Annotated in this window: 19 protein-coding genes and 1 pseudogene; 9 read left to right on the forward strand and 11 right to left on the reverse strand. The window is 68.0% G+C overall.

Translation table 11 applies throughout. The features are described from left to right. Positions 1-480: RrF2 family transcriptional regulator (locus ACYP33_RS19965; RefSeq protein WP_459623537.1), on the reverse strand; the 480-nt coding region annotated here is incomplete at its 3' end. Between the two features lie 483 nt (positions 481-963). On the opposite strand from ACYP33_RS19965, the gene ACYP33_RS19970 reads away from it, so the two are divergent. Continuing rightward, positions 964-2109, forward strand: coding sequence for a GGDEF domain-containing protein (locus ACYP33_RS19970; protein ID WP_459623539.1), 1146 nt, complete (start codon positions 964-966; stop codon positions 2107-2109). Between the two features lie 376 nt (positions 2110-2485). On the opposite strand, the gene ACYP33_RS19975 is transcribed toward ACYP33_RS19970, so the two are convergent. Beyond that, positions 2486-2692 carry a hypothetical protein gene (locus ACYP33_RS19975; protein ID WP_414440244.1) on the reverse strand — a complete coding sequence of 69 codons (207 nt, stop codon included), beginning with the start codon at positions 2690-2692 and terminating at the stop codon, positions 2486-2488. A 216-nt stretch (positions 2693-2908) separates the two neighbouring features. Between ACYP33_RS19975 and ACYP33_RS19980 the strand changes: the two genes are divergently transcribed. Continuing rightward, positions 2909-3685 (forward strand): SDR family oxidoreductase, encoded by a 777-nt coding sequence (locus ACYP33_RS19980; RefSeq protein ID WP_459623541.1) that lies wholly within the window; start codon positions 2909-2911, stop codon positions 3683-3685. 19 nt (positions 3686-3704) lie between these two features. Then, positions 3705-3815 (forward strand): annotated as a pseudogene (locus ACYP33_RS19985) (integrase core domain-containing protein); the annotation flags it as partial. A 15-nt stretch (positions 3816-3830) separates the two neighbouring features. Here the strand turns inward: ACYP33_RS19985 and ACYP33_RS19990 are convergent. From ACYP33_RS19990 to ACYP33_RS20010, 5 genes are all read right to left on the reverse strand, one after another. Next, positions 3831-4094 carry a hypothetical protein gene (locus ACYP33_RS19990; protein WP_459623543.1) on the reverse strand — a complete coding sequence of 88 codons (264 nt, stop codon included), beginning with the start codon at positions 4092-4094 and terminating at the stop codon, positions 3831-3833. A gap of 593 nt (positions 4095-4687) precedes the next feature. After that, the gene (locus ACYP33_RS19995; RefSeq protein WP_459623545.1) at positions 4688-5740 is read right to left on the reverse strand and encodes a lysozyme inhibitor LprI family protein; all 1053 of its coding nucleotides are present in this window, start codon (positions 5738-5740) and stop codon (positions 4688-4690) included. A 111-nt stretch (positions 5741-5851) separates the two neighbouring features. Next, entirely contained in the window at positions 5852-8167 is a 2316-nt protein-coding gene (gene bamA / locus ACYP33_RS20000; RefSeq protein WP_459623547.1) for an outer membrane protein assembly factor BamA, read from the reverse strand. A gap of 66 nt (positions 8168-8233) precedes the next feature. Continuing rightward, positions 8234-8632: a hypothetical protein gene (locus ACYP33_RS20005; RefSeq protein WP_414440239.1), complete on the reverse strand. Its 399-nt coding sequence runs from the start codon at positions 8630-8632 to the stop codon at positions 8234-8236. A 360-nt stretch (positions 8633-8992) separates the two neighbouring features. Next, entirely contained in the window at positions 8993-9934 is a 942-nt protein-coding gene (locus tag ACYP33_RS20010; protein WP_414440238.1) for a LysR family transcriptional regulator, read from the reverse strand. A 145-nt stretch (positions 9935-10079) separates the two neighbouring features. Between ACYP33_RS20010 and ACYP33_RS20015 the strand changes: the two genes are divergently transcribed. Together ACYP33_RS20015 and ACYP33_RS20020 are read left to right on the forward strand one after the other, a co-directional pair. After that, positions 10080-11345: an MFS transporter gene (locus tag ACYP33_RS20015; protein ID WP_414440237.1), complete on the forward strand. Its 1266-nt coding sequence runs from the start codon at positions 10080-10082 to the stop codon at positions 11343-11345. 60 nt (positions 11346-11405) lie between these two features. Further along, on the forward strand, positions 11406-12302 hold the full coding sequence (locus ACYP33_RS20020; protein WP_459623549.1) for an amidohydrolase family protein: 897 nt from the start codon (positions 11406-11408) through the stop codon (positions 12300-12302). Positions 12303-12312: 10 nt separating this feature from the next. Here ACYP33_RS20020 and ACYP33_RS20025 read toward each other — a convergent pair whose 3' ends face one another. Further along, the gene (locus tag ACYP33_RS20025) at positions 12313-14940 is read right to left on the reverse strand and encodes a GH92 family glycosyl hydrolase (RefSeq protein ID WP_459623551.1); all 2628 of its coding nucleotides are present in this window, start codon (positions 14938-14940) and stop codon (positions 12313-12315) included. Between the two features lie 71 nt (positions 14941-15011). After that, the gene (locus tag ACYP33_RS20030) at positions 15012-15389 is read right to left on the reverse strand and encodes a hypothetical protein (protein ID WP_459623552.1); all 378 of its coding nucleotides are present in this window, start codon (positions 15387-15389) and stop codon (positions 15012-15014) included. Here ACYP33_RS20030 and ACYP33_RS20035 point away from each other — a divergent pair. Next, positions 15383-16639 carry an MFS transporter gene (locus ACYP33_RS20035; protein ID WP_414440228.1) on the forward strand — a complete coding sequence of 419 codons (1257 nt, stop codon included), beginning with the start codon at positions 15383-15385 and terminating at the stop codon, positions 16637-16639. The genes ACYP33_RS20030 and ACYP33_RS20035 overlap by 7 nt on opposite strands. Positions 16640-16660: 21 nt before the next feature. Here ACYP33_RS20035 and ACYP33_RS20040 read toward each other — a convergent pair whose 3' ends face one another. Further along, positions 16661-17383, reverse strand: coding sequence for a YceH family protein (locus ACYP33_RS20040; protein ID WP_459623553.1), 723 nt, complete (start codon positions 17381-17383; stop codon positions 16661-16663). Between the two features lie 81 nt (positions 17384-17464). Then, complete coding sequence (locus tag ACYP33_RS20045; RefSeq protein WP_414440226.1) at positions 17465-18373, reverse strand: LysR family transcriptional regulator; 909 nt, start codon at positions 18371-18373, stop codon at positions 17465-17467. A gap of 157 nt (positions 18374-18530) precedes the next feature. Between ACYP33_RS20045 and ACYP33_RS20050 the strand changes: the two genes are divergently transcribed. From ACYP33_RS20050 to ACYP33_RS20060, 3 genes are read left to right on the forward strand one after another with little or no spacing between them, the layout of a single operon-like run. Then, positions 18531-19403, forward strand: a complete 873-nt coding sequence (locus ACYP33_RS20050; protein ID WP_459623555.1) for an NAD(P)-dependent oxidoreductase — start codon at positions 18531-18533, stop codon at positions 19401-19403. Between the two features lie 53 nt (positions 19404-19456). Beyond that, positions 19457-20965, forward strand: a complete 1509-nt coding sequence (locus tag ACYP33_RS20055) for an aldehyde dehydrogenase family protein (RefSeq protein ID WP_459623557.1) — start codon at positions 19457-19459, stop codon at positions 20963-20965. Between the two features lie 47 nt (positions 20966-21012). Next, positions 21013-22347, forward strand: coding sequence for a DUF3100 domain-containing protein (locus ACYP33_RS20060; RefSeq protein ID WP_459623559.1), 1335 nt, complete (start codon positions 21013-21015; stop codon positions 22345-22347). Positions 22348-22415 lie beyond the last annotated feature (68 nt).

The following is a 22415-nucleotide window of genomic DNA, read 5'->3' on the forward strand; positions in this document are numbered from 1 at the left end:
CTTGACGACCTGCGGCCCGAAGCTGCGCGGCGCCTTCGACGACACCCGCCCGGCGATCTCGGCCAGCGATTGCGAGGCCAGCGATTCGCGCATCTTCTTTTCCGCCTGCTGCATGACCGAGTGGATCGCGCACACGCCGCTCGTCGCCCACGCCGGCTTGGCGCCCTCGAACACGGCGCAGCGGTCGCGAATCTCGCGGCATTCGAACAGCGCTTTATCGCCGTCGATCGCGCTGACCACGTCGAGCACGGAAATCTGCTCGGCCGGCCGCGCCAGCGCGAAGCCGCCTTTCGCGCCTTCGGTGGCGATCACCAGCCCGGCCTTGTGCAGCTTGGTGAACAGCTTGGCGAGAAAATCCACCGGCACGCCCTGCAATTCCGCGAGATCGCGCACGCTGGCCTCGCGCATGCCCGGCGCCGGCTCGATCAGATAAAGCAGGCAATGCAGCCCGTATTCGACCCCTGTACTGATATGTGCCATGTCCACTCCGACTTTCTGAATCGGAGTTAGGGTAGCGTGGTTCGCGGTGCCGTGCAATCGGCCGCCGCGCCGCCGTTCACGACCCGGGTGAAATGTCCTTGTAATCCTCGGCGGGCGGGCCGCTTTCGGTACGTCCATGTCCGCCGGCGAAAGATTGTTAAAGTTCTTGGCATGGCGTCCACCGGCCCGCAAGCCCCCCTACAATCACGTCGCGTCGTCTGCGATCGTGCCGACGATGCCGGGTTTCGCTCCGACCAGGCGGGATGCGCACACCGTTGCACGCGCATCGAATCCGATTGCCGTGACCGCGCGTATCGACCGCGCCGGCCGGCCGAAGCCATTCACAAGACAACAGACCGAGAGAATCACATGGGTGTCCGGGGCGCGTCAGAGCCATTGCATGTCGTTTGCCGAAAGCGGGTTCGCCGAGCGCGAGCCGCCGGCCGGCCTCAGCCCCGTCGCGCCTGATCCGCCGCTACCCGAATGTCAGATCCTGTCCCGCCTTTCCTCGTTTTCGCCGCCTCGATCGGTATCGTCGCGCTGGTGCTGCACGCCTCGTTGTGGCGCGCCCGGCTGCCCGGCGTGCGTGAATGGGCCGCCTGCGCCGCGCTGATCAGCGTTTCGGTGCTGCTGCCGTTGCCGCATCGGCAGGTGGCCGCGCCGTTCGCATTGGTGCTGGCCGGGCTGGCCGGCGCCGCGTCGCTTGCCTGCTTTTACGCCGGCTGCCAGCGGCTGGCCGGCGTGCAGCCGAATCGGCCGGTGCTGGCCGGCGCGGTGGTCGCACTTGGGCTGGTGCTGGGCGGCGTGGCGGTGGCCGGAGGCGGGCAGCCCGCGATGGCGCTTGCGAACAGCGTGTTCGCCGTGGTGTTCGGCGCGTCGATCGCGTGGCGTCTGCTGCGTCCCGCGCCGACGGCGGACATCGTGCGCCCGCGTCGCGTCACGGCCGGGCTGGCGTTGTTGATGGGCTTGTGCGCGGTGTTCGACGGAGCGGCGTGCACCGCGCACGTCAGGGTGCCGATGTTGTTTTGTATCGCCGAGGTGGCGGCCGCGATGCTGCCGCTCGCGGCGCTGATGCTGGTGCACGACACGCTGCTGCGCCGCGCCAGCGACAGCACCGACGGCGACGCGCTGACCGGCCTGCCGTCGCGCAAGCAGTTCGAGGCGGCGGTGCGCGACTGCCTGGCGGACCCGCGCACGGTGCACCCGGTCGCGTTGCTGGTGCTCGAACTCGACCGCTTCGATCGCATCAACGACACCGTCGGCAGCGCCGGCGGCGATGCGGTGCTGCGCGATTTCGCGCAACTGGCCGGGGCGCAACTGCGTGCCGATACGCTGGTCGGCCGGATCGGCAGTGAAACGTTCGGCGTGCTGTTGCCCGGCACCGCGGCGCGCGCGGCCTGGCAGGCCGGCGAGCGGCTGCGCGCGGCCGCCGCGTCACGCACCGTCGTGACGCCGGGCGGCGATTGCGTCTACACCGTCAGCGGCGGCATTGCCGCGGCCGAGGATGGCGATACCTTCGAGCGCCTTTACGTGCGCGCCGATCTCGCGCTGTACGAGGCCCGGCAAACCGGCCGCGACGTGATCCGCGTGGCGCATTCGGCGCTGGCCGGCAGCGCGCCGGGCGCGTGAAATGAGCGGTGGCGTGTACGAGCGGGGCAGGCGTGTGCGCGGCGCGGATCTTCAGCGCGCCGGGGCAGCGTATCCGCGGGATGCCGTAATTGCCGCGAAGCTGTTGGGGACCGCAGGCGCGGGACACATTGCCAGGCGAGCGAGGCCGGGCAGGCGATCCATCGGGACGGCAGGCCGAAGCGGTCAAGCGGATCAAGCAGGTGAGCGAGTAACGAAGCGGGAAGGCGGGGAAGGCTGAAGCGGGCAAGCCAAAAGGCGGTGGATTGGGACCCAAGCCGGTCGAGCGCTCAGGCGCGACGAACTTCCGCCGCGCCGTGAAACGGCCACCGCATGCCGCCGGGCTGGCGCCCGTGACGCGCGGCCGCCGTGCCGTGGCTCAGTGGGCCGCGAGCCACTCGTCGATCGAATCCTTGGCGCGCTGCTCGATCATGCTGATGACCATCAGCACGTCGATTTTCAGGCGCGAGATCGTCAGTTCGACGTTCGGCAATTCGACGTCGCGATGCGCGTCGTCGATGCCGTGGATCTTCGCGATGCATTGCCACTGCGTGCCGGTATCGTCCGGCAAGGTATCCGTGGTCACGCGAAATCCACGATGCTCGAAAGACATAGCTCCTCCTGGTTCCCTACGGTATGCAAGCGTATCGAAAGCCCGTGGCGACATGCTCGCCATGCTGCGCGATGCCTCGGGTTGCGCCATGCTAGCACCTTCGCCGTGCACGCGGCGCGCCGGCCGGCTCCCCCCGGGCGCGGCCATGCCGGCACCCCGTTCCCTTCGCCACGACCAGGAGACTCGCAGATGGAACCCACCGCCAATCACGCGGCCACGCCGCGCATCGCACTCGTGACCGGCGCCGGCAGCGGCATCGGGCGCGCCACGGCCAACCGCCTGCTCGACGACGGCTTCACGGTGGTGGCGGCCGGCCGCCGGCCCGAGCCGCTGGCCGAATTCGTCGAGGCGGCGAAGGCGCGTGGCCGCGAGGCGCTGGCCGTCAGCGTGGACGTGCGCGACGCGGGCAGCGTCGATGCGCTCTACGCCGAGATCGAGCGCACCTACGGCCGGCTCGATCTGCTGTTCAACAACGCCGGCATCAACGCGCCGGCCGTGCCGATCGACGAACTGAGCGTGGAGCGCTGGCGCGACGTGATCGACACCAACCTGACGGGCGTGTTCCTGTGCGCGCGCGGCGCGTTCGCGCTGATGCGCCGCCAGTCGCCGCGCGGCGGGCGCATCATCAACAACGGCTCGATCTCGGCGCACACGCCTCGGCCGTTCACCTCGCCCTACACGGCCAGCAAGCACGCCGTGCTCGGCCTGACCCGCAGCATCGCGCTCGACGGCCGCGCGTTCGACATCGTCTGCAGCCAGATCGATATCGGCAATGCGTTGACGGAATTGTCGGAGCGCATGCAGCGCGGGGTTCTGCAAGCGAACGGCACGATGGCGACCGAGCCGATGTTCGACGTGGCGCATGTGGCCGATGCGGTGGGCTATATGGCGAGCCTGCCGTTGTCGGCCAATGTGCTGAACATGACGGTGATGGCCAGCAATATGCCGTTTGTGGGGCGCGGTTGAGTGTGGCTGACACAAGCCGGAAAGCTTTAACGGAAAACTTCGCGACGCGTTGCTGAACCGGGAATGGTTTCGCAGCCACGCGGAGGCCGAGGTGCCGATTGGGCCGTGGCATGGGTTTTACGACGAACAGTGCCTATGCAGCCAGTCATGCCGAAAAGCGCCGCCATAGCCTGATGATCGCCACATAGGCAGTCGCTGCCACGATCAATTCAACGGTGATCCATAGACCGATATACAGGTCTTCCGGGTCACGGATGCCCAGCACTTCCGACGCGTGCATCCATGCGCGCATTTCGGACTGCGTCCATTCATCGTCGTATGGGCGGACAAAACGGAACGACAAAAGAAACAGAACGATAAACAGCAGGGCTTTAAGCGCCCTACGGATGGTGCCGTGTGATGTGGCCATGCATCATTGAACGAAGTTCTAGGGGGCTTCGAAACAATGAGGGAAAACGCGACGCAGCACCATGACGCTGAACAAGGCGGTGTTTGATTGCAGCTTCCCTGGCAAATGGCGAGCGCCTATTCCAAAGAATCGCGCCGATTGGCGGCCATGATCGAGATATCTGAAATTTGAATTGGCACTAATTCAGAAAAAATGCCTCGGTAAAAAGATCCGCGCCGCCGGCGGCGCGGATCGTCAAGGCACTGGATAATTTCGGCGGAATACGGGCCGACGAAACTTCCTTGCGACACATAGGTAGCATCGCGACGGCGATAATCGCACGACGCAATGAAAAAAACCACGAAAGTTTAAAATTTTACGCGGCCGGTTATGCGCAAACGATTGCGGGTCGAGTGCGAGATGCGGCGGCCTAATAACCGGTCAATGCAATAAGCAAACGGGATAATCGAATCGAGTTTTTATTCCAGTCGGATGCTGTCGGAATTGACGGGTTTGAATGACTGGTTTTTGTTTAGTCGATATTCCGCAATAACAAAATGAAGCAATAAGCACGCACCCGGCGCAATCACCCCGCACCGGGCCGCTCGACACCTTCACGGCATCATCTTCACCACCACGGTTTCGCCGGGGCAGGTTTGCGTGTTCGCTTCGGCGATGGTCTTGGGCAAGCGGCCGCGATCGGCCGGCACGTTGGTGTAATAGCGCATCGATGTGGGCGCGGGCGGCATGCCGGCATCCCACACGGCGGCCCACAGGTGGCCGCGGTCGTCGCTCATCAGCACCGATTTCGTGTCGCACGCCACGCCCTGCACGAACATCGCGGCCACGCGCGCGCCGTTGTGGTCGAGGTTGTCGGCGCTGGTATCCACCACGCCGGCGGTGCCGACCATGGTCTGGTAGTCGTGGCCGAGCAACTGGTGCAGCGCGGCATCTTCGGCCACGCTGCGCGCGATGCCGAGCGACAGCAGGTTCGGCGCGGCGTTCGGGTCCTTCGCGGCGGCGACGTAATCGCCGTTGTAATAGACCCCGACGCCCGCGCCGCAGGCGAACGGGTCGCCCTTCTGGTCCACGCTCAGGCGGTTCAGCACGCGCCGGAACGTCAGCACGCAGCCCTGGGTATCCATCTTCTGGTTGCCGACGTATTGGGCCGTGCCCGGCGCGGAGAACGTGGCGGTTTCGGACAGCGCGCCCGAGTTCGCGCCGGCCGCCGCGTCGAAGCTGAACAGGAAATGCTGGTCGTTCACGTGCGTGATGTCGATCGATGCGCCGTGCTGGCCGCTCGAATCGACGCGCTGCCAGCGCGTGCCCCAGTGGAACGGCGTGTTGGCGTGGCGCAGCACGACCAGGCGGTCGGCGTAGGCGTTGCGCAGGCAGGCGTCGTCGGCGCAGGCGTCGCGGGTGGCGAGCCAGGCGCGCTGGTCGGCGCGCCAGTCGGGGGTGGCCGGCGCGCGGGCGTAGAGGTCGCGCAGCGTTTCGTCCTGCCTGGAAAGTTGCGGATCGGCGCAGATGCGCTTTTCGGTCGGCGTGGCCGCCTGGGCGCAATCGAAGCTGGCCGCCCGCGCGGTGCAAGGCAGGGCGGCGGCGGTGAAAAGGGCGGCGATCAGCAGGGCGCCGAGCCACGACGCCCGGTTGGTCGAAGTGTTCATACGTCTCCGTGGGGTAGGCGGCGCAGGCCGGCGCCGCGGGTCCGCTCGCGGACCGCCGGCTATCCTACGCGAAGCCGCCCGGCTGCGGGAGACGGATGTGGGGCCACTGCGTCAGAACGACGTGCCGATCTGGAATTGGAACCTCTGGTACTGGTCGCCCGTGTGCTTGACGATCGGGAAGCCGAGGTCGAGCTTCAGCGGCCCGATCGGCGAGATCCATTCCAGGCCCGCGCCGAAGCTGTAGCGCAGCCCGTTCGCGCCCACGCTGTTGCCTTCCGAGCCCCACACGTTGCCGCCGTCCACGAACGTGAACACGCGCAGCGTGCGGTCGTAGCCGGTGCCGGGCAGCGGCACGGTCAGCTCGATGTTGCCGACCAGCATCTTCGAGCCGCCGATCGGGTCGCCGGTGGTGGCGTCGCGCGGGCCGAGCGAACTCGATTCATAGCCGCGCACCGAGCCGATGCCGCCCGCGTAGTAGTTCTTGAAGATCGGATAGGGCTTGTTTTCGAGGCCCTTGCCGTAACCGCCCTGAAAGTTCACGCCGAGAATGAAGCCGCGCGCGAACGAGTAGTAGTACTGCGCTTGCAGGTCGCTCTTGACGTAGGTGGTGGCGGCGAGCGGCGTGCCGTATTCGGCATTGGCCTGCAGCATGTAGCCCTTGCTCGGGATCAGCGTGCTGTCGCGGTTGTCGCGCGACCAGCCCACCGTGACCGGCACGTTGTTCGATACCCGCCCGAACGAATTCACGTAGTCGATATAGCTTTGCGGCGTGGTCGAATCCACGTCGAGCCGGTTCTGTTCGAGGCCCGCGCCGAAGAACACCGTGTCCGTTTCCGAGAACGGGATGCCGAACTTCGTCGACGCGCCGTAGGTGATCACGCGGAAGCTGGTATCGGTCGTGCTCGAGTAATAGAGCGGCTGGCTGGTGCGGTAATACACGTCGGTGATGCGGCGGATGCCGTCGATCGTGAAATACGGGTCCACCTGCTCGACGGCCAGCGTGCGGTAGGTGGTGGCGGTGTTCACCGTGACCGACAGGCTGGTGCCGGAGCCGAACACGTTGTCCTGCGAGATGCCTGCCGAGATGATCGGCCCTTCGCCCGAGCCGTAGCCGAGGCCGAGCGTGATCGAGCCGGTGGGCTTCTCGGTCACCTTCACGTTGACGTCCACCTGATCGGTGGTGCCTTCCACCGGCTCGGTCGAGACGTCCACGTCGGTGAAATAGCCGAGCCGGTTGACGCGATCCTTCGACAGCGCGAGCCGGTTCGAATCGAACCACGCGCTTTCCATCTGGCGCATTTCGCGGCGAATCACCTCGTCGCGCGTGCGCGCGTTGCCCGAGATGTTGATGTGGCGAACATATACGCGGTGGCTCGGATCGACCATCAGCGTGATGCCCACCTTGTGCGTGGCCTGGTCGATCTCGGGCTGCGCGTTGACGGTGGCGAACGCGTAGCCGTATTCGCCGAGCTTGTCGACGATCGCCTTGGTGGTGGCCTGCAGCTTCGAGGCCGAGAAGCGCTGGCCGGCCTTGATGTTCACCAGCTTCTGCAGTTCGGCCTGGCGGTCGAGCAGGTTGCCGGCCAGCTTCACGCTCGACAGCGTGTAGGGCTGGCCCTCGTGCAGCGTGACCGTCAGGTACATGTCCTTGCGGTCGGGCGAGATCGACACCTGGGTCGAATCGACATTGAATTCGAGGTAGCCGCGATCGAGGTAGTACGAGCGCACGTTCTCGAGGTCGCCCGTCAGCTTGTCCTTCGAATACAGATCGTTGCGCGTGTACCAGGAGAACCAGTTCGGCGTGGAAAGCTGCATCTCGTCGAGCAGCGTGCTCGACGAGAACGTGTTGTTGCCGATGAAGTTGATCTGGCGGATTTTCGCGCTCGGGCCTTCGGCCACCGAGAACAGGATCGACACGCGGTTCGCATCGACCGGCGTGATGGTGGTGGTGACCTCGGCGGCGTAATAGCCGCGCGTCAGGTACTGGCGCTTCAGTTCCTGTTCGGCCTTGTCCACCAGCGATTTGTCGTAATAGCGGCCCTGCGACAGGCCCACGGCGCGCAGCGCCTTGGTCAGGTTGTCCTTGTCGAATTCCTTGATGCCCGCGAAATCGATCGCCGAGATCGCCGGGCGCTCCTGCACCTGCACCACCACCACGCTGCCTTGCGTCGCCACCCGCACGTCGTTGAAGAAGCCGGTCGCGTAGAGCTTGCGAATCGTTTCGGATGCCAGATCATCCGTGAACGTGTCGCCCCGCTTGATCGGCAGATAGGCGAACACCGAACTGGGCTCGATCCGCTGCAGGCCCTCGACGCGGATGTCCGAGACGGTAAACGGATCGATGGCCCAGGCGGACACGGAGGTCGCGCCGAGGCCGGCGACCGTCAGGAACCGCAGGCGGCGGGACGACAGGGAAGATGCATTCATGCGGATGGCGGAAAGGCGGGGAACCCGCGGGCGAGAGGGAAGGCGGACGCGCACGACGGCGCGCGCTTATTGCAGTGCGCCGGCCGCGCGGGGCAGGGCGGAAGCGGGGCCGCTGGCGAGCGCGAGCACGTCGGCCATCTGGCCCGCGAGTGCGCGCTCGACCTGGAACGACAGCTCGGCGCCGCCCGGCAGGCGGAACGACAGGATCAAATCCGGCGCGCCGCCCGCATCGCGGCCGACGGTCCAGGCTTCGCACGGCATCACGAACTTGACGCTGCGCTGCTTGTGGCGGATGCGCTCCGACGAGCCGATCGCATTCGACAACGCCGCGAGCAGCTCGTGCATCACCGAGCAATGCAGGGCGAGGCGATCGGGCTGGTTGCTGTTGAGCATCAGGTACTGGCCGTCTTCGGTCAGCTCGAAGCCGTGCAGCGCATCGATCGAATAAGCCTGAGGCGGCGCCATGTTCGCGCTCCGGTGGGAAAACGGAAGCGAGTATCGCGTCGGGCGCGCGGCGACGGGTTACCTCGTGTTTACTGCATGTTTCTTTCCGGCGGCTGACGGAGCGGGGTGCGCGCGAACGAGGCGCAACAAGGCGCAACAAGGCGTGCGGCGGTGTCGCGACGAGGGCGATGTGCGCTTTCGTGTCGAACGTGGGTGCGGGGCGAAGGCCATTCGTTCGGAAGCCGAAAGAAATCTCGTCGAACGGCAGCGGCCGTGTTGCCGGATTTTTTCGCGGCGTTACGACGATTACGGGTGTTACGGAAATGACGGCGGCGTCAGGCGGGCGCGAAGCGCGTGTCGACAGAGCCGATGGCGGCGCGGCTAACGGGGCTTCTTGCGCGAGGCGGCCGGCGCATCATGCGTTGCGTCGCTGGCCGCATCGCGTTCGAGCAGCGCGGCGAAGCGGTCGGCCAGCGTGGGGCGCGAGCGGTTCGGCCACACGGCGCTCAGTTCGAAGAACGGCAGCGCGTCGCCGTCGCGGATCTCGCACACGCGCACGCCGCTGAACTGCAACGCCTTGACCGAGGCGGGCAGCAACGACGCCCCGCAACCGGCCGCCACGCAGGCCAGCACCGTCAGCGAGCGGTTCGCGTCCTGCACGATCTCCGCCTCGCAGCCGGCCTTGCGGAACGCGCTGAGAATGCCCGCGCGCACCACCGGCAACTGCCCTTGTGGAAACCACACCAGCCCGATGCGCGCGAGGTCGGCCAGCGCGAGGCGGCCGTCCGGCCCGAGCGGATGCGTGTCGTGCACCACGGCCTGCAGGCGCTCGCGCGCGATCAGTTGCTCGTGCATGCGGCCGCGCACCACCACCGGCGTATGCAGCAGGCCGATGTCGATCTCGCCCGATTCGAGCGCGCTGGCCTGCTCGGCGTTGCTCATCTCGCGCAGCGTCAGCTCGACGTTCGGCACGGCGGCGCGCAGCGCGGCGATCGCCTTGGGCAGCACCTCGAACAGCGCCGCCGACACGAAGCCGACCGTGAGCCGCCCGCCGCGCTGCGCGCCGATATCGCGCACGCGCCGCTCGGCGGCCTCGATGCGCGCGACACTGAGCCGGATGTCGTCGACGATCGCCTCGCCGGCCGGCGTCAGCGTCGCACCACGGCGCGTGCGCGAGAACAGCTTCACGCCCAGCTCGCGTTCGAGCCGCGTGATGGCCTGACTCAGCGCGGGCTGCGCGAGGCCGAGCCGGTCGGCCGCGCCGGTCACGCTGCCGGCGTCGGCCACGGCCAGGAAGTATTTGAGGATGCGAGCCGATTCCATACGCTCATGCAATGAAAGATCAACGATTCCATAGTGTACGACGCATGCAAGGCGCGCCAGAATGCCGGCTATCAATCAATTGCGGCGCCGGAACCACGGGGCCGACGGGCCGGCGCGCCGCGCCGCCCGCATCGAGGAGACGGTCATGCGCTGGTATCGGGACATCACCCCCGCCGAGAAACGAACCTTGTGGGGCTGCTTTGCCGGCTGGGCGGTGGACGCCGCCGATACCCAGATCTTTTCGCTGGTGATTCCGACGCTGCTGACCGTCTGGGGCATCAGCAAGGGCCAGGCGGGCCTGATCGGCGGCGCGACGCTGGTGGCGGGCGCGCTCGGCGGGCTGCTGGCCGGCGTGCTGTCCGACCGGGTCGGGCGCGTGCGCGCGTTGCAGATCACCGTGATCTGGTTTTCCTTCTTCACGTTCCTCAGCGCGTTCGCGCAGAACTTCGACCAGTTGCTGGCGTTGAAGGCGCTGCAGGGCATCGGCTTCGGCGGCGAATGGACGGCCGGCGCGGTGCTCCTCAGCGAAACCGTCAACGCCAAACATCGCGGCAAGGCGATGGGCATCGTGCAGAGCGCCTGGGGTTTCGGCTGGGGCGGTGCGGTGCTGCTCTACACGGCGATCTTCTCGTTCGTCTCGCAGGAGTGGGCGTGGCGGCTGCTGTTCGCGATCGGCCTGGTGCCCGCGATGCTGGTGCTCTACCTGCGCCGCAACGTGGTGGAGCCGCCGCGCGAGCCGCTGCCGATCGACGCGAACGGCCAGCGCCAAGGCGTGCTGGCGACGGCGGCCGGCATCTTCTCGCCGGCGGTGCTGCGCACCACGGCCGTCGGCGCCCTGATCGGCCTCGGCGCGCACGGCGGCTACTACGCGATCACCACCTGGCTGCCCACCTACCTGAAAACCGAGCGTCATCTGTCGGTGCTCGGCACGGGCGGCTACCTGGCGGTGGTGATCGTGGCGTTCATCGTCGGCTGCTTCGTCAGCGCGTGGTTGCAGGATCGCATCGGCCGCCGCTGGAACGTGATCCTGTTCGCGGTGTGCTGCGGCGTGATGGTCAATATCTATGTGTTCCTGCCGATCGGCGACACCGCCATGCTGTTGTTGAGCTTCCCGCTCGGGCTGTTCTCGGCCGGCATTCCGGCCACGCTCGGCGCGCTGTTCAACGAGCTGTATCCGCAAGGCGTGCGCGGCACCGGCGTGGGTTTTTGCTACAACTTCGGCCGCATCGTGTCGGCCGGCTTTCCGGTGCTGATCGGCCACATGAGCAGCTCGATGTCGCTTGGCTCGGCGCTCGGCATCGATGCCGGCGTGGCCTACGGGCTGGTGGTGATCGCCGCGCTGATGCTGCCCGAGACGCGCGGCCGGCGCATCGCCGAGCCGGCGCGCGCGGTGGCCGAGGCGCGTCGCTGAGTTTGCACCATTGCATTGCGTGCCGTTTCGATTTCCTTCGCATTCCCGATCATGTCGACGATGAGTCTTTCCCTGCCTGACGATTTTGCCGTGCGCGCCGAGGCCGGCCTGTCGGCTGCCGGCGCCGCATGGCTTGCCGCCGCCGCACCGCCGATGGCCGGTGTCGACACGCACGCGCACCTGTTCGTGCGCGGCCTGCCGCTGGCCGCGCAACGCCGCCACGCGCCCGACTACGACGCGACGCTGGACGCCTACGTGGCGCATCTGGCCAGCCACGGCCTGTCGCACGGCGTGCTGGTGCAGCCGAGCTTTCTCGGCACCGACAACCGCTGGCTCGCGAGCGTTGCGCGCCGCTATCCGCAGCGCTTTCGCGGTGTGGCCGTGGTCGATCCGCAGATCGGCGACGCGGAGCTGGCGGCGCTGGCCGCGAGCGGCATCGTCGGTGCGCGGCTGAACCTGATCGGGTTGCCGCTGCCGGACCTGCGCAGCGGGCCCTGGCCGCGCTTTCTCGCGCGCATCGACGCGCTCGGCTGGCATCTCGAGATCCATCGCGGCGCGGCCGACCTGCCCATATTGATCGACGCGCTGCTGCCGCAATGCCGGGCGATCGTGATCGACCATTTCGGCCGGCCCGAACCGGCGGCCGGCGCGGCCGATCCGGGCTTTCGCGATCTGCTGACGCGGGCGGACAGCGGGCGCGTGTGGGTCAAGCTGTCGGCGGCCTATCGCAGCGTGCGCGAAGGCGGCGGCGAGTCGCTCGGCGCGACGCTGGCCGCCGACCTGCTGGCTGCGTTCGGGCCGCAGCGCCTGGTGTGGGGCAGCGACTGGCCGCACACCGAGCACCGCGACCGCGTTGATTACGCAGCGGCCTCCCGCGCGTTGCAGCGCTGGGTGCCCGATGACGCGCAGCGCCGCACGATCCTTGTGGAATCGCCGCGCGCGTTGTTCCGCCTGTAACGCCTCGGCTTCACGGCGAGGGTGACGGTGACGCGGTCGCCTTCGTATAGTCGGCGGCCGGCCCCGAGGGCGGCGCGAGCGACGGATCGGTCGCCCAATCGGTCGGCGTGGCCGACAGCGTGTAGCGCAGCGTGCCGCCGCCGGCGATCGCGGCCACCGGCAGCCACGAACCACGGTACGTCGTACCGTTCAGTTGTACCGACTTGATATAGGGCTTGTCGTTGAGCAGCGCCTCGTCGTCGGCCTCGATGCGCAGCTTCTTGCGGCCGTCGTCGAGCCACACCGTCATGCCCTTGAATTGCGGCGTGGACATCGCCAGGCCCGGCGCCGACGGCACCACCGGATACAGCCCGAGGCTCGCCCACAGATAGAACGTGGAGGTCGCGCCGACATCGTCGTTGCCCGGCAGCCCGCCCGGCGTATCGAAGAACGTCTGCTTCATGACGATCGGGATCACGCGCTGCGCGAGCTGCGGCTTGCCGGCCCAGTTGTAGGCCCACGGCGTTTGCAGCGACGGCTCGTTGCCGATGTAGAGCGTGTTGCCGTTCTCGCCGCTGTCGAGCGTGGCCGCGCTCGGCAGCGGGCCGCCGAACGGGTCGCCCGGGTTCAGCCCGAACAGCGTGTTCAGGCGCGCGACGGCCGCCGCGTTGCCGCCCAGCGCGGCGATCACCGACGCGTAGTCATGGCCGATCGTCCACAGATAGTTCGGTTCCTTCGATTCGTGGAAGCCGCCGTTGTCGGGGCCGCTGAACACCCATTGGCCGCTCGCGTCCTTCGGCACCAGGCCGCTCGTTTCGCCGCCGTTGTAGTTCAGGGCGGCCGGGATGTTCGCGTTGAACAGGTGCGCCCAGGCCCGCGCGCGCTGGTGCAGCGCGGCGACGCTTTGCGCATCGCCGGGCTGGCCGAGCGCGGCGAGGAAGTTGCCGATCGATTCGTCGGTGGTGCCGAGTTCGAGCGTCATCGAGCCGGGGTGATGGTTCGAGGTCGAATCCGTGGTCACGTAGCCGTATTTCAGGTAGGCGTCGGCGATCGGGCTGGCGCCCACGCTGTCGTCCACGCTCGGCATGTTGTTGCAGGCGCCTTCCACGAACGCGCTGCCGGGGCCGCCGGTGCCGAACGCCGATTGCAGCATGACGCCGCGCGCCGCGCCGGTATCGAAGCCGCGCGCGCCGAACGCATAGGCCGCCGCGATCACGTTCGGCGCGTGGTCGCCTTCCATCGGCTTGGTGTCGTCGCTGCCGTCCACCCAGTGCGGGAACGCGCCGCATTGCCGCGCGTCGGCCACCAGCGATTGCATCATGTCGCTCGTTTCGGATGGGAACAGCAGGGCCTGCAACTGCGTTTCGGAACGGTAGGTATCCCACAGCGAGAAGCCCGCGTAATGCGTGCGATAGGCGCGCGGGTTGCCCGGGACTGCGTACTGCGAAACATTGGCGACGGCGCGCGCCGGGGCCGTGTTGGCCGCCGCGTTGAGGTCGGTCTGCTGCATGCTGCGATAGTCGCCGTTTACGTCGCTGTACACCGTCGGGCCGGCCATCGCGTGATAGAGCGCCGTGTAGAACTGCGTGACGTAGCTGCGCGCGCGTTGCGCGGTGGCGCCGTCGAGGCGCGCGAGCGCGCCGGGTTTCGCGAGGTCGAGCTGGATCGTGTTGAGCCGGTGGTTCCACACCGCCTGCTGTTCGGCCTTGACCCGCTCGAACGACCAGCCCGGGTTTTCCGTCGCGAGGTTCAGTTGCGCGTTGGCCACGCTGACCGAGGAAATCCCGGCCTTCATCTGCACCACCGCGCCGCGATGCGCGCTCGCGCGGAACACGAGCTTCGCCACGCCGTTGGCGAGCGTCGTCTTGGCCGCGTCGAGCGGCGTGTCGAACGCGATCGAGAAGTACACCGGCTTGTACCAGGTGCCGCCGCAGAACGCGCCCACCACGGTCTGGCCGGTCACCACGTTGCGCGCCGTATCGACCGACACGTTCACGAGGCCCGGCGCGACGCCGCTTTTCATGCCGTTGCTGCGCGTGGCGTCGAGCGTCAGTTCGGGCGAGGCGGTGCCGGACGGATAGCTGAGGCGAGCCATGCCGGTGCGCGTGGTGGCGGTGAATTCGTTGAGCACGCCGTTGCCTGTTTTCACGCGATAGTAGCCGGGCGAGGCGCTTTCGTCGGCGTGCGAGAACGTCAGCGCGCCGCCGCCGGGGATCAGCGCCACCGCGCCCTGGCCTCGGCAGCCGGGGCCGCTCAGGTGCGTGAGGCTGAAGAAATCGATGCTGCTGTCCGAGTAGTAATAGCCGCCCGAGCCATTGCCCCAGGGCTGGCCGCTGCCCGGCGTGTCGGGGCCGAAGCTGACCATGCCGAACGGCGTTTGCGCGCCGGGGTTCAGGTTGCCGGGGAACAGGCCGCCCGCGTCGGGCGCGCCGGTGCCGATGAATACGTTGACGCGCTGCGTCAGGCCCGCGATGTCCACGCGGCCGCCGGGCGCGTGGCCGGGCCGGTTCGCCGGGTTCGGGGTGTTGTCGAGGCCGCCGGCGATCTGGCTTGCGATCGAGGCCGGCGATGCGCCGCCGCCATCGTCGTTGCAGCCGCCGAGCGCGGCGACGGCGGCGAGGCACGCGCTCGCCAGGGCCCACTTCAGGGTCATCCGCATCCTTGTCTCCAGGTGTTGTCGAACGCGATGCCGGTGCGGCGCGAGGCGCGGCCACGGCTGGAAGCTTGTTGTCAGCCCGAGTGTGCGCTGGGGAATGCCGGGTCCGCTATTTGGAAAAATCCCTGATTTTTTGGTGATTTAGCTAAACAAATCGAATGTTTATGGATTCCGAAATGATGCCGGGCGGTGAATCGACGGTTTCCCGGAATCGAGGCGGGCTGGCGCTTTTGCGCGGAGCGGCGGACGGTAATCATTGCCTCGATGTTTTTAATTCGATTAAAAATTGCCGAATGAAAATTCGGGAATGCGAATCGACGTGACTCGGCGCGAATCATCATGAAGTGTGCGTCGCCGGTGGATTCGATTCTGTCGCGGTATCCTTCGGTCGCGCACCGGCCACCTGGCCTCCGCGCACCCGATCCGAACCCACCGCCGAACCGCCATGTCATCGAAGTTTCCCGCCGCCGCCGAGGCCGCCTCCCCAGCCGCCGAACCCGTCACGCGCTACGCCTGGAAGGCGCTCGCCGGCGCCGCGATCGGCTATGCGATGGACGGCTTCGATCTGCTGATCCTCGGCTTCATGCTGCCGGCCATCTCGGTGTCGCTGAAGCTCGATGCGGGGCAGGCCGGCGCGCTGGTGACCTGGACGCTGATCGGCGCGGTGGCCGGCGGCCTGATCTTCGGCGCACTGAGCGACCGCTACGGCCGCGTGCGCGTGCTGACCTGGACGATCGCGCTGTTCGCCGTGTTCACCGGCCTGTGCGCGCTCGCGCAGGGCTTCACCGACCTGCTCGTCTATCGCACCGTGGCCGGCATCGGCCTGGGTGGCGAATTCGGCATCGGCATGGCGCTGGCGGCCGAGGCGTGGCCTGCGGCCAAGCGGGCGCGCGTGTCGTCCTACGTGGCGCTCGGCTGGCAATGCGGCGTGTTGCTGGCCGCGCTGCTGACGCCCACGCTGCTGCAATGGATCGGCTGGCGCGGCATGTTCGCGGTCGGCATGCTGCCCGCCCTGGTGGCCTGGCAATTGCGCAACCGCCTGCACGAACCGGAGCCGTTCGTCCTTGCGCGCCACCCCGAGGCGGCCATGCCGAGCCTCGGCGCGCGCTTCCGGATGCTGTTCGCCGACGCGCGCACGGCCCGCACCAGCACCGGCATCGTGATCCTCTGCGCGGTGCAGAATTTCGGCTACTACGGAATCATGATCTGGCTGCCGACCTTTCTCGCGAAACGGCTCGGCTTCTCGCTGACGAAATCGGGCATGTGGACCGCGGTGACGGTGCTCGGCATGATGGCCGGCGTCTGGTTGTTCGGCCAGCTCGCCGACCGCATCGGCCGCAAGCCGACGTTCCTCGTCTATCAGGCGGGCGCGGTGGCGATGGTGATCGTCTACGCGCAATTGAGCGACCCGGCGGCGCTGCTGTGGGCCGGCGCGCTGATGGGGATGTTCGTGAACGGGATGGTGGGCGGCTACGGCACGCTGATGTCGGAAGCCTATCCGACCGCCGCGCGCGCCACGGCGCAGAACGTGCTGTGGAATCTCGGCCGCGCGATCGGCGGCTTCGGGCCGATGGTGGTGGGCGCGCTGGCGGCGCGCTATTCGTTCACCGTGGCGATCGCGGCGCTGGCCGCGCTCTACGTGCTCGACATCGTCGCGACGCTGTGGCTGATTCCGGAGATGAAGGGGCGCGCGCTCGACTGAGGCGCGCCCGGCGCGGTTTCGTCAGGAGGCCGAATCGGCATCCGAATCGTTGCCCGAACCGGCATCGATGCCGAGTTCACCGGCCATCCGCTCGACCAGCGCCCGCAGCCGCGCGACTTCCTCGGCCAGGCGGTCGTGATCCTCGCGCAGCGCCTCGAATTCGGCCGGGCTTGCTCCGCCAGTCGCACCGCCTTCGTCGGTGCTCGATACCGCGTAGGCGGCCAGGTTGACCTCGCCGCACAGCAGATGCATCCAGCGGTTTTCACGCGCGCCCGGCGCGCGCGGCAGCTTGATCACCAGCGGCGTCGAGCGCTCGGCCAGTTCTTCCAGGAAGCTCTCGACCGACGAGACATCGGCGAAGCCGTGCAGCCGCGCCGAATTCAGGCGCAGCTCGGCGGCCGTCTGCGCGCCGCGCAGCAGCAGCACGGTCAGCAGTGCGACGGCCTGGCTCGGGATGCCGAGCACGCGGTTCAGGTTGTGCTCGAAGCGCGGCACGCGGCTGCTGCTGCCCTCGAACACCAGGCTCACGCCCTTCAATTCCTCGATGGCGTTGAGCACCTCGGCCTCGCTCACGTTCATCACGGGGGCGCGCGCCGTCTTCTGGTTGCAGCCGGCCGTCAGCGCGTTGAGCGAGAGCGGGTAGGTGTCGGGCACGGTGTGCTGCTTCTCGTTGAGCACGCCGACGATGCGGGCTTCGAGGGCGGTCAGGGCGCGTAGCGCGCGGGCTTCGTTCGGTGTGTTCATCGGCTGGCGAAAAAAGGAGGTCGCGGAATCGGCGGCTGTCTGCACCGGATGATATACGGTCGTGGCGGGGGGGCGTGGCGTTCAACGGAATGCGCGCATCTGCCCCGTCATCATCTGCAGCATCTTGTTGGCGGCCACCGACAGCTTGCGGCCCACGCGCGTGACCATGTGGGCCTCGGCGTTTTCGAGGATCGGATGAGCGATGTCGATCGCGAACAGGTCCTTCGCCTGCAGTTCCGCCGCCACGGCGAACGCGGGCATCACCGCGATGCCCAGCCCCGACTTGACGAATTCCTTGAGGATCGCGAACGAATTGGTGGTGACGATCGGCCCGAGCCGCACGCGCTCGGCATATTCGACGGCCTCCATCATCTGCCGCGTGCCGTACGACGGATGGGTGGCCGCCAGCGGATACGTCGCCAGTTGCTGGACCGACAGCACCTTGTGCGCACGGCGCGGGAAATCCGGCCCGACGATCGCCATCATCGGCTGCCGCTTCGAGGCGCGCGACACCAGCTTGTGCTCGGCGGGCGGGTTGTAGACGAGGCCGATCTCGCCCTCGTCGTTCGAGATCTTGCGGATCACGTCGTTGGTGCTGCCCACGTCCAGGTTGACGTGGATGCCCGGGTATTGCCGGCAGAACTGCTGCATCGGCCCGGCCAGCAGGTCCGACACGAAGCCCTCGCCGAGCACCAGGCTGACCTCGCCGGTCTTCAGGCCGCGCAGCTCCTGCAGGCGCGAGATCAGATCGTCGCGGTGCGCCAGTTGCTCGCGGAAATACTCGATCACGCAGCGCCCCGCCTCGGTGGGCGTGACGCCGCGCGCGTGCCGCTCGACCAGGGTGGCATCCAGTTCCTTTTCCAGCAGGCCGATCTGGCGGCTCACCGCCGACGGCGCCACGTCGAGCCAGTCGGCCGCCGCGCGGATCGTGCCGCAGCGCACCGCCTCGTAGAAATAGACGATCCGGCTGTCGGTCAAAGTGTCGGTCATGGCGCGGCGTTCTCGATTCGAGCGTTCTAAAAATTAGAACAATAGCAATATTGGCGGTGATTGATTATACGGCTCGCCCGGACCACCATCGAGTCACTGCAGGGCGGCCGCAAGCCGGCGTTCCGCCCTTCACCAACAGCAATCGGGAGTTCGTCGGATGAAAACGGTAGGCGTGATCGGTCTGGGCAACATGGGGCGCGGCATGGCGGGTTCGCTGCGGCGCGGCGGCTATGCCGTGCTCGGTTACGACGCCGCGCCGGGCGTGGCGGACGGCCTCGCGGCGCAGGGCGTGGTGGCGGCGCGCGCGTCGGTGGCGGAGATCGCCCGCGACGCCGACGTGCTGCTGCTGTCGCTGCCGACCTCGGCGGTGGTGGAAGCGGTGGTGCTCGGCGCGGGCGGCGTGCTGGAGCACGCCAAGCCCGGCACGATCGTGGTGGACACCACCACGGCCGACCCGGACAGCACGCGCCGGGTGGCGGCGGCGCTGGCCGAGCGCGGCATCGGTTTCGTCGACGGCCCCGTCAGCGGCGGCCCGAAGGGCGCGGCCACCGCGACCATGACGATGGTGCTGGGCGGTGCCGACGCCGACATCGCGGCGGTCGAGCCGATCCTCGCCGTGATCAGCGCGAAGCGCGTGCACGTCGGCCCGGTGGGCGCGGGCCACGTCACCAAGCTGCTCAACAACCTGCTGACGGGCGTGCATCTGCTGGCGGCGAGTGAAGCGGTGCGTACCGCGCGCGCGGCCGGCGTCGATCCCGAGAAGCTGGTCGAGGCGCTGAACGGCGGCTCGGGCCGCAACAGCGCGACGCTGACCAACTACCCCACCTGGATCTTCAACGGCAAGTTCGATTCGGGCTTCACGATGAAGCTGATGCGCAAGGACGTGCGTCTCGCGCTGGGCCTGCTCGACCAGTTCGACAGCGTCGCGCCGGTGGCGCGCGAGGCCGCGCGGCTGTGGGCGGCCAGCGAGGAGCACCTCGGCGACGCCGAGGATTTCAACCGCATCGTCGATTTCCTCGATCCGGCCTGAGCCTCCTGCGCCTTTTCAGTTTTCGCCTGACGAATCCGACACGGAATACCGACATGACACAGCACGCAGACCAGTTGCTCGCCGCCTTCGCGCACTTCTTCCCCGGCGCGACCACCATCGGCTCGTATATCGACGGTGAACTCGTCGCGGGCCAGGGCGACATGGTCCAGCTCCACGACGCCGCCACCGGCGAGGCGACGCTCGCCTACCGCGACGCCGGCGCCGACGTGGTGGCCCACGCCGCCGAAAGCGCACGCCGCGCGCAGCGCGAATGGTGGGCGTTGACGCACGCCGCGCGCGGCCGCGTGATGAACGAGGTGGCGCGCACGATTCGCGGCGAGGCCGAGGCGATCGCGCGGCTCGAATCGCTCGGCTCGGGCAAGCCGATCCGCGATTGTCGCGGCGAGGTGGCGAAGGTCGCCGAGATGTTCGAGTACTACGCCGGCTGGACCGACAAGTTCTACGGCAACGTGATCCCGGTGCCCACCTCGCACCTGAACTACACGCGCCGCGAGCCGGCCGGCGTGGTGCTGCAGATCACCCCCTGGAACGCGCCGGTGTTTACCTGCGGCTGGCAGGTCGCGCCGGCCGTGGCAATGGGCAACGGCGTGCTGCTCAAGCCGTCGGAACTGACGCCGTTCACCTCGATCGTGGTGGGCCGGCTCGGCGAGCGCGCCGGGCTGCCGCGCGGCCTCGTCAACGTGCTGGCCGGCTTCGGTCATACGGTCGGGCAGACTGCGATCGCGCATCGCGTGGTGAGCAAGGTGGTGTTCGTCGGCTCGCCGGCCACCGGCGCGCGCATCGCCGAGGCCGCCGCGCGCCGCGTGGTGCCGTGCGTGCTGGAACTGGGCGGCAAGTCGGCCAACATCGTGTTCGCCGACGCCGATCTCAAGCGTGCCGCGCTCACCGCCCAGGCCGCGATCTTCGCCGGCGCGGGCCAGAGCTGCGTGGCCGGCTCGCGCTTGCTGGTGCAACGTTCGGTGTACGACGAATTCGTCGCGATGGTGGCGGCCGGCGCGAAAAAGATCCGCGTGGGCGCGCCGCTCGACGACGCCACCGAAGTCGGCCCGATCAACAATCGCAAGCAGTACGAACATGTGGTGCGGATGATCGCGAGCGGCGTGGAGGCCGGCGCGACGCTGGCGGCCGGTTCGGCCGAACTCGGCAACGGCGGCTATTTCGTGGCGCCCACCGTGCTGAGCGGCGTGACCAATGCGATGGACGTCGCCCGCACCGAAATCTTCGGGCCGGTGGTGGCGGCGATTCCGTTCGATTCGGAAGACGAAGCGATCGCCATCGCCAACGACACCGATTTCGGCCTGGCCGGCGCGGTGTGGACCACCGACGTGGCGCGCGCGCACCGCGTGGCCGCGCAGGTCAACGCCGGCACGTTCTGGGTCAACGGCTACAAGACCATCAACGTCGCCTCGCCGTTCGGCGGCTACGGCATGAGCGGCTACGGGCGCTCCAGCGGCGTCGAGGCGCTGTACGAATACACGCAGACCAAGAGCGTGTGGGTCGAGACGGCCGAAGCGCCGCCGACCGCCTTCGGTTATCTGTAATACCGGCCCGCGTACGACGGAAGCCGGACTCAAAAGGGGAGGTCGCGATGGAACACGCACTGGGAATCGAGCGCCGCGAATTCGGCGGCGCGGGCGCGGCGAAGGTCATGCTGTATGCCGCCGGCATTCTGCTGATCGCGCAGTGGATCGGCTCGTTCACGTTCAAGATCGGGCCGGGCAAGGTGGTGCTGCTGCCGATGATCTGGGCGCTGCTGCTCGGCGCGGCGCTCGGCCTGGCCAGCGCGCGCTGGAAAAGCAGCGCGCGGCTCGACGTGTCGAACCAGTTCTTCGCAGCGGCCGTGCTGCAGCCTGCGCTGCTGCTGTTCGTCGCGAAGCTCGGGCTGATGGTGGGCAGCGCGCTGCCCAAGCTCGCGGCGGCCGGCTGGGCGCTCGCGTTCCAGGAGTTCGGCCACTTTGTCGGCACCATCCTGCTGGGCCTGCCGCTCGCGCTGCTGCTCGGCATCAAGCGCGAGGCGATCGGCGCGACGTTCTCGGTGGGCCGCGAGCCGAGCCTCGCGATCATCGGCGAGAAGTACGGCATGGATTCCGCCGAAGGGCGCGGCGTGCTGGCCGAGTACCTGACCGGCACCGTGTTCGGCGCGGTGTTCATCGCCGTGTTCGCCGGCTTCGTGTCGAGCCTCGGCATCTTCGATCCGCTCGCGCTGGCGATGGGCTCGGGCGTCGGCTCGGGCAGCATGATGGCGGCCGCCTCCGGCGCGATCGCCGCGCAGCAGGACCCGGAAACCGCGAAATCGGTGCTCGCGTTCGCGGCGGCCAGCAACCTGATCACCACCACCATCGGCACCTACTTCACGCTGTTCATCTCGCTGCCGCTGGCGGTGTTCGGCTACCGCGTGCTGGAGCCGATCATCGGCCGCACCACCAAGGCCTCGGCGCAACCCGAAGCCGCCAGCCCGGCGCTCGGCGAGGTGCAGACCGAAGCGCCCTCGCTCGGCTACGGCGGCAAGCTCACGGCCTGGATCGTGACGGCCGCGATGGCGCTGGTGTGCGATTGGATCGCACACGGCACCGCGCCGCTGGTCGGGCTGCCGGGCATCGCGATCATGGTGGGCGCGACCATCGTGGGCGATGCGCTGGCGCGCGTCACCGGGCGGCGCATTCCGGCCGTGTGCTGGGTGTCGGTGGTGGCGATGTTCCTGACCTCGCCGTGGTGCCCGTGGGCCACGCAGATCGCGGCCTTCGGTTCGCACAACGATTTTCTCGGCGTGACCACCCCGATGCTGGTGTTCGCGGGGCTGTCGATCGCCAAGGACATCCCCGCGTTCCGCCGCCTCGGCTGGCGCATCGTGCTGGTGTCGTTCGTGGCCAATGCCGGCACGTTCATCGGCGCGACGCTGGTGGCGCAACTGTTCCATATCTGATCTCGTTCACCCGCATCGCCGGAGCCGCGCCAGCGTGGCTCCGGCGATCGCTTCCACCGTTCCCCGCA

It is taken from the genome of Burkholderia sp. 3C (assembly GCF_054589155.1).

What these genes read in the sequence shown, in the direction of transcription:
- ACYP33_RS19995 (WP_459623545.1), bottom strand. Translation starts at nt 5,740, where the DNA reads ATGAACACTTCGACCAACCGGGCGTCGTGGCTCGGCGCCCTGCTGATC.
- ACYP33_RS19970 (WP_459623539.1), top strand. Translation starts at nt 964, where the DNA reads ATGTCAGATCCTGTCCCGCCTTTCCTCGTTTTCGCCGCCTCGATCGGT.
- ACYP33_RS20060 (WP_459623559.1), top strand. Translation starts at nt 21,013, where the DNA reads ATGGAACACGCACTGGGAATCGAGCGCCGCGAATTCGGCGGCGCGGGC.
- ACYP33_RS20025 (WP_459623551.1), bottom strand. Translation starts at nt 14,940, where the DNA reads ATGCGGATGACCCTGAAGTGGGCCCTGGCGAGCGCGTGCCTCGCCGCC.
- ACYP33_RS19990 (WP_459623543.1), bottom strand. Translation starts at nt 4,094, where the DNA reads ATGGCCACATCACACGGCACCATCCGTAGGGCGCTTAAAGCCCTGCTG.
- ACYP33_RS20020 (WP_459623549.1), top strand. Translation starts at nt 11,406, where the DNA reads ATGAGTCTTTCCCTGCCTGACGATTTTGCCGTGCGCGCCGAGGCCGGC.
- bamA (WP_459623547.1), bottom strand. Translation starts at nt 8,167, where the DNA reads ATGAATGCATCTTCCCTGTCGTCCCGCCGCCTGCGGTTCCTGACGGTC.
- ACYP33_RS20055 (WP_459623557.1), top strand. Translation starts at nt 19,457, where the DNA reads ATGACACAGCACGCAGACCAGTTGCTCGCCGCCTTCGCGCACTTCTTC.
- ACYP33_RS20015 (WP_414440237.1), top strand. Translation starts at nt 10,080, where the DNA reads ATGCGCTGGTATCGGGACATCACCCCCGCCGAGAAACGAACCTTGTGG.
- ACYP33_RS20050 (WP_459623555.1), top strand. Translation starts at nt 18,531, where the DNA reads ATGAAAACGGTAGGCGTGATCGGTCTGGGCAACATGGGGCGCGGCATG.
- ACYP33_RS20045 (WP_414440226.1), bottom strand. Translation starts at nt 18,373, where the DNA reads ATGACCGACACTTTGACCGACAGCCGGATCGTCTATTTCTACGAGGCG.
- ACYP33_RS19980 (WP_459623541.1), top strand. Translation starts at nt 2,909, where the DNA reads ATGGAACCCACCGCCAATCACGCGGCCACGCCGCGCATCGCACTCGTG.
- ACYP33_RS20040 (WP_459623553.1), bottom strand. Translation starts at nt 17,383, where the DNA reads ATGAACACACCGAACGAAGCCCGCGCGCTACGCGCCCTGACCGCCCTC.
- ACYP33_RS20005 (WP_414440239.1), bottom strand. Translation starts at nt 8,632, where the DNA reads ATGGCGCCGCCTCAGGCTTATTCGATCGATGCGCTGCACGGCTTCGAG.
- ACYP33_RS20030 (WP_459623552.1), bottom strand. Translation starts at nt 15,389, where the DNA reads ATGACATGGCGGTTCGGCGGTGGGTTCGGATCGGGTGCGCGGAGGCCA.
- ACYP33_RS20035 (WP_414440228.1), top strand. Translation starts at nt 15,383, where the DNA reads ATGTCATCGAAGTTTCCCGCCGCCGCCGAGGCCGCCTCCCCAGCCGCC.
- ACYP33_RS20010 (WP_414440238.1), bottom strand. Translation starts at nt 9,934, where the DNA reads ATGGAATCGGCTCGCATCCTCAAATACTTCCTGGCCGTGGCCGACGCC.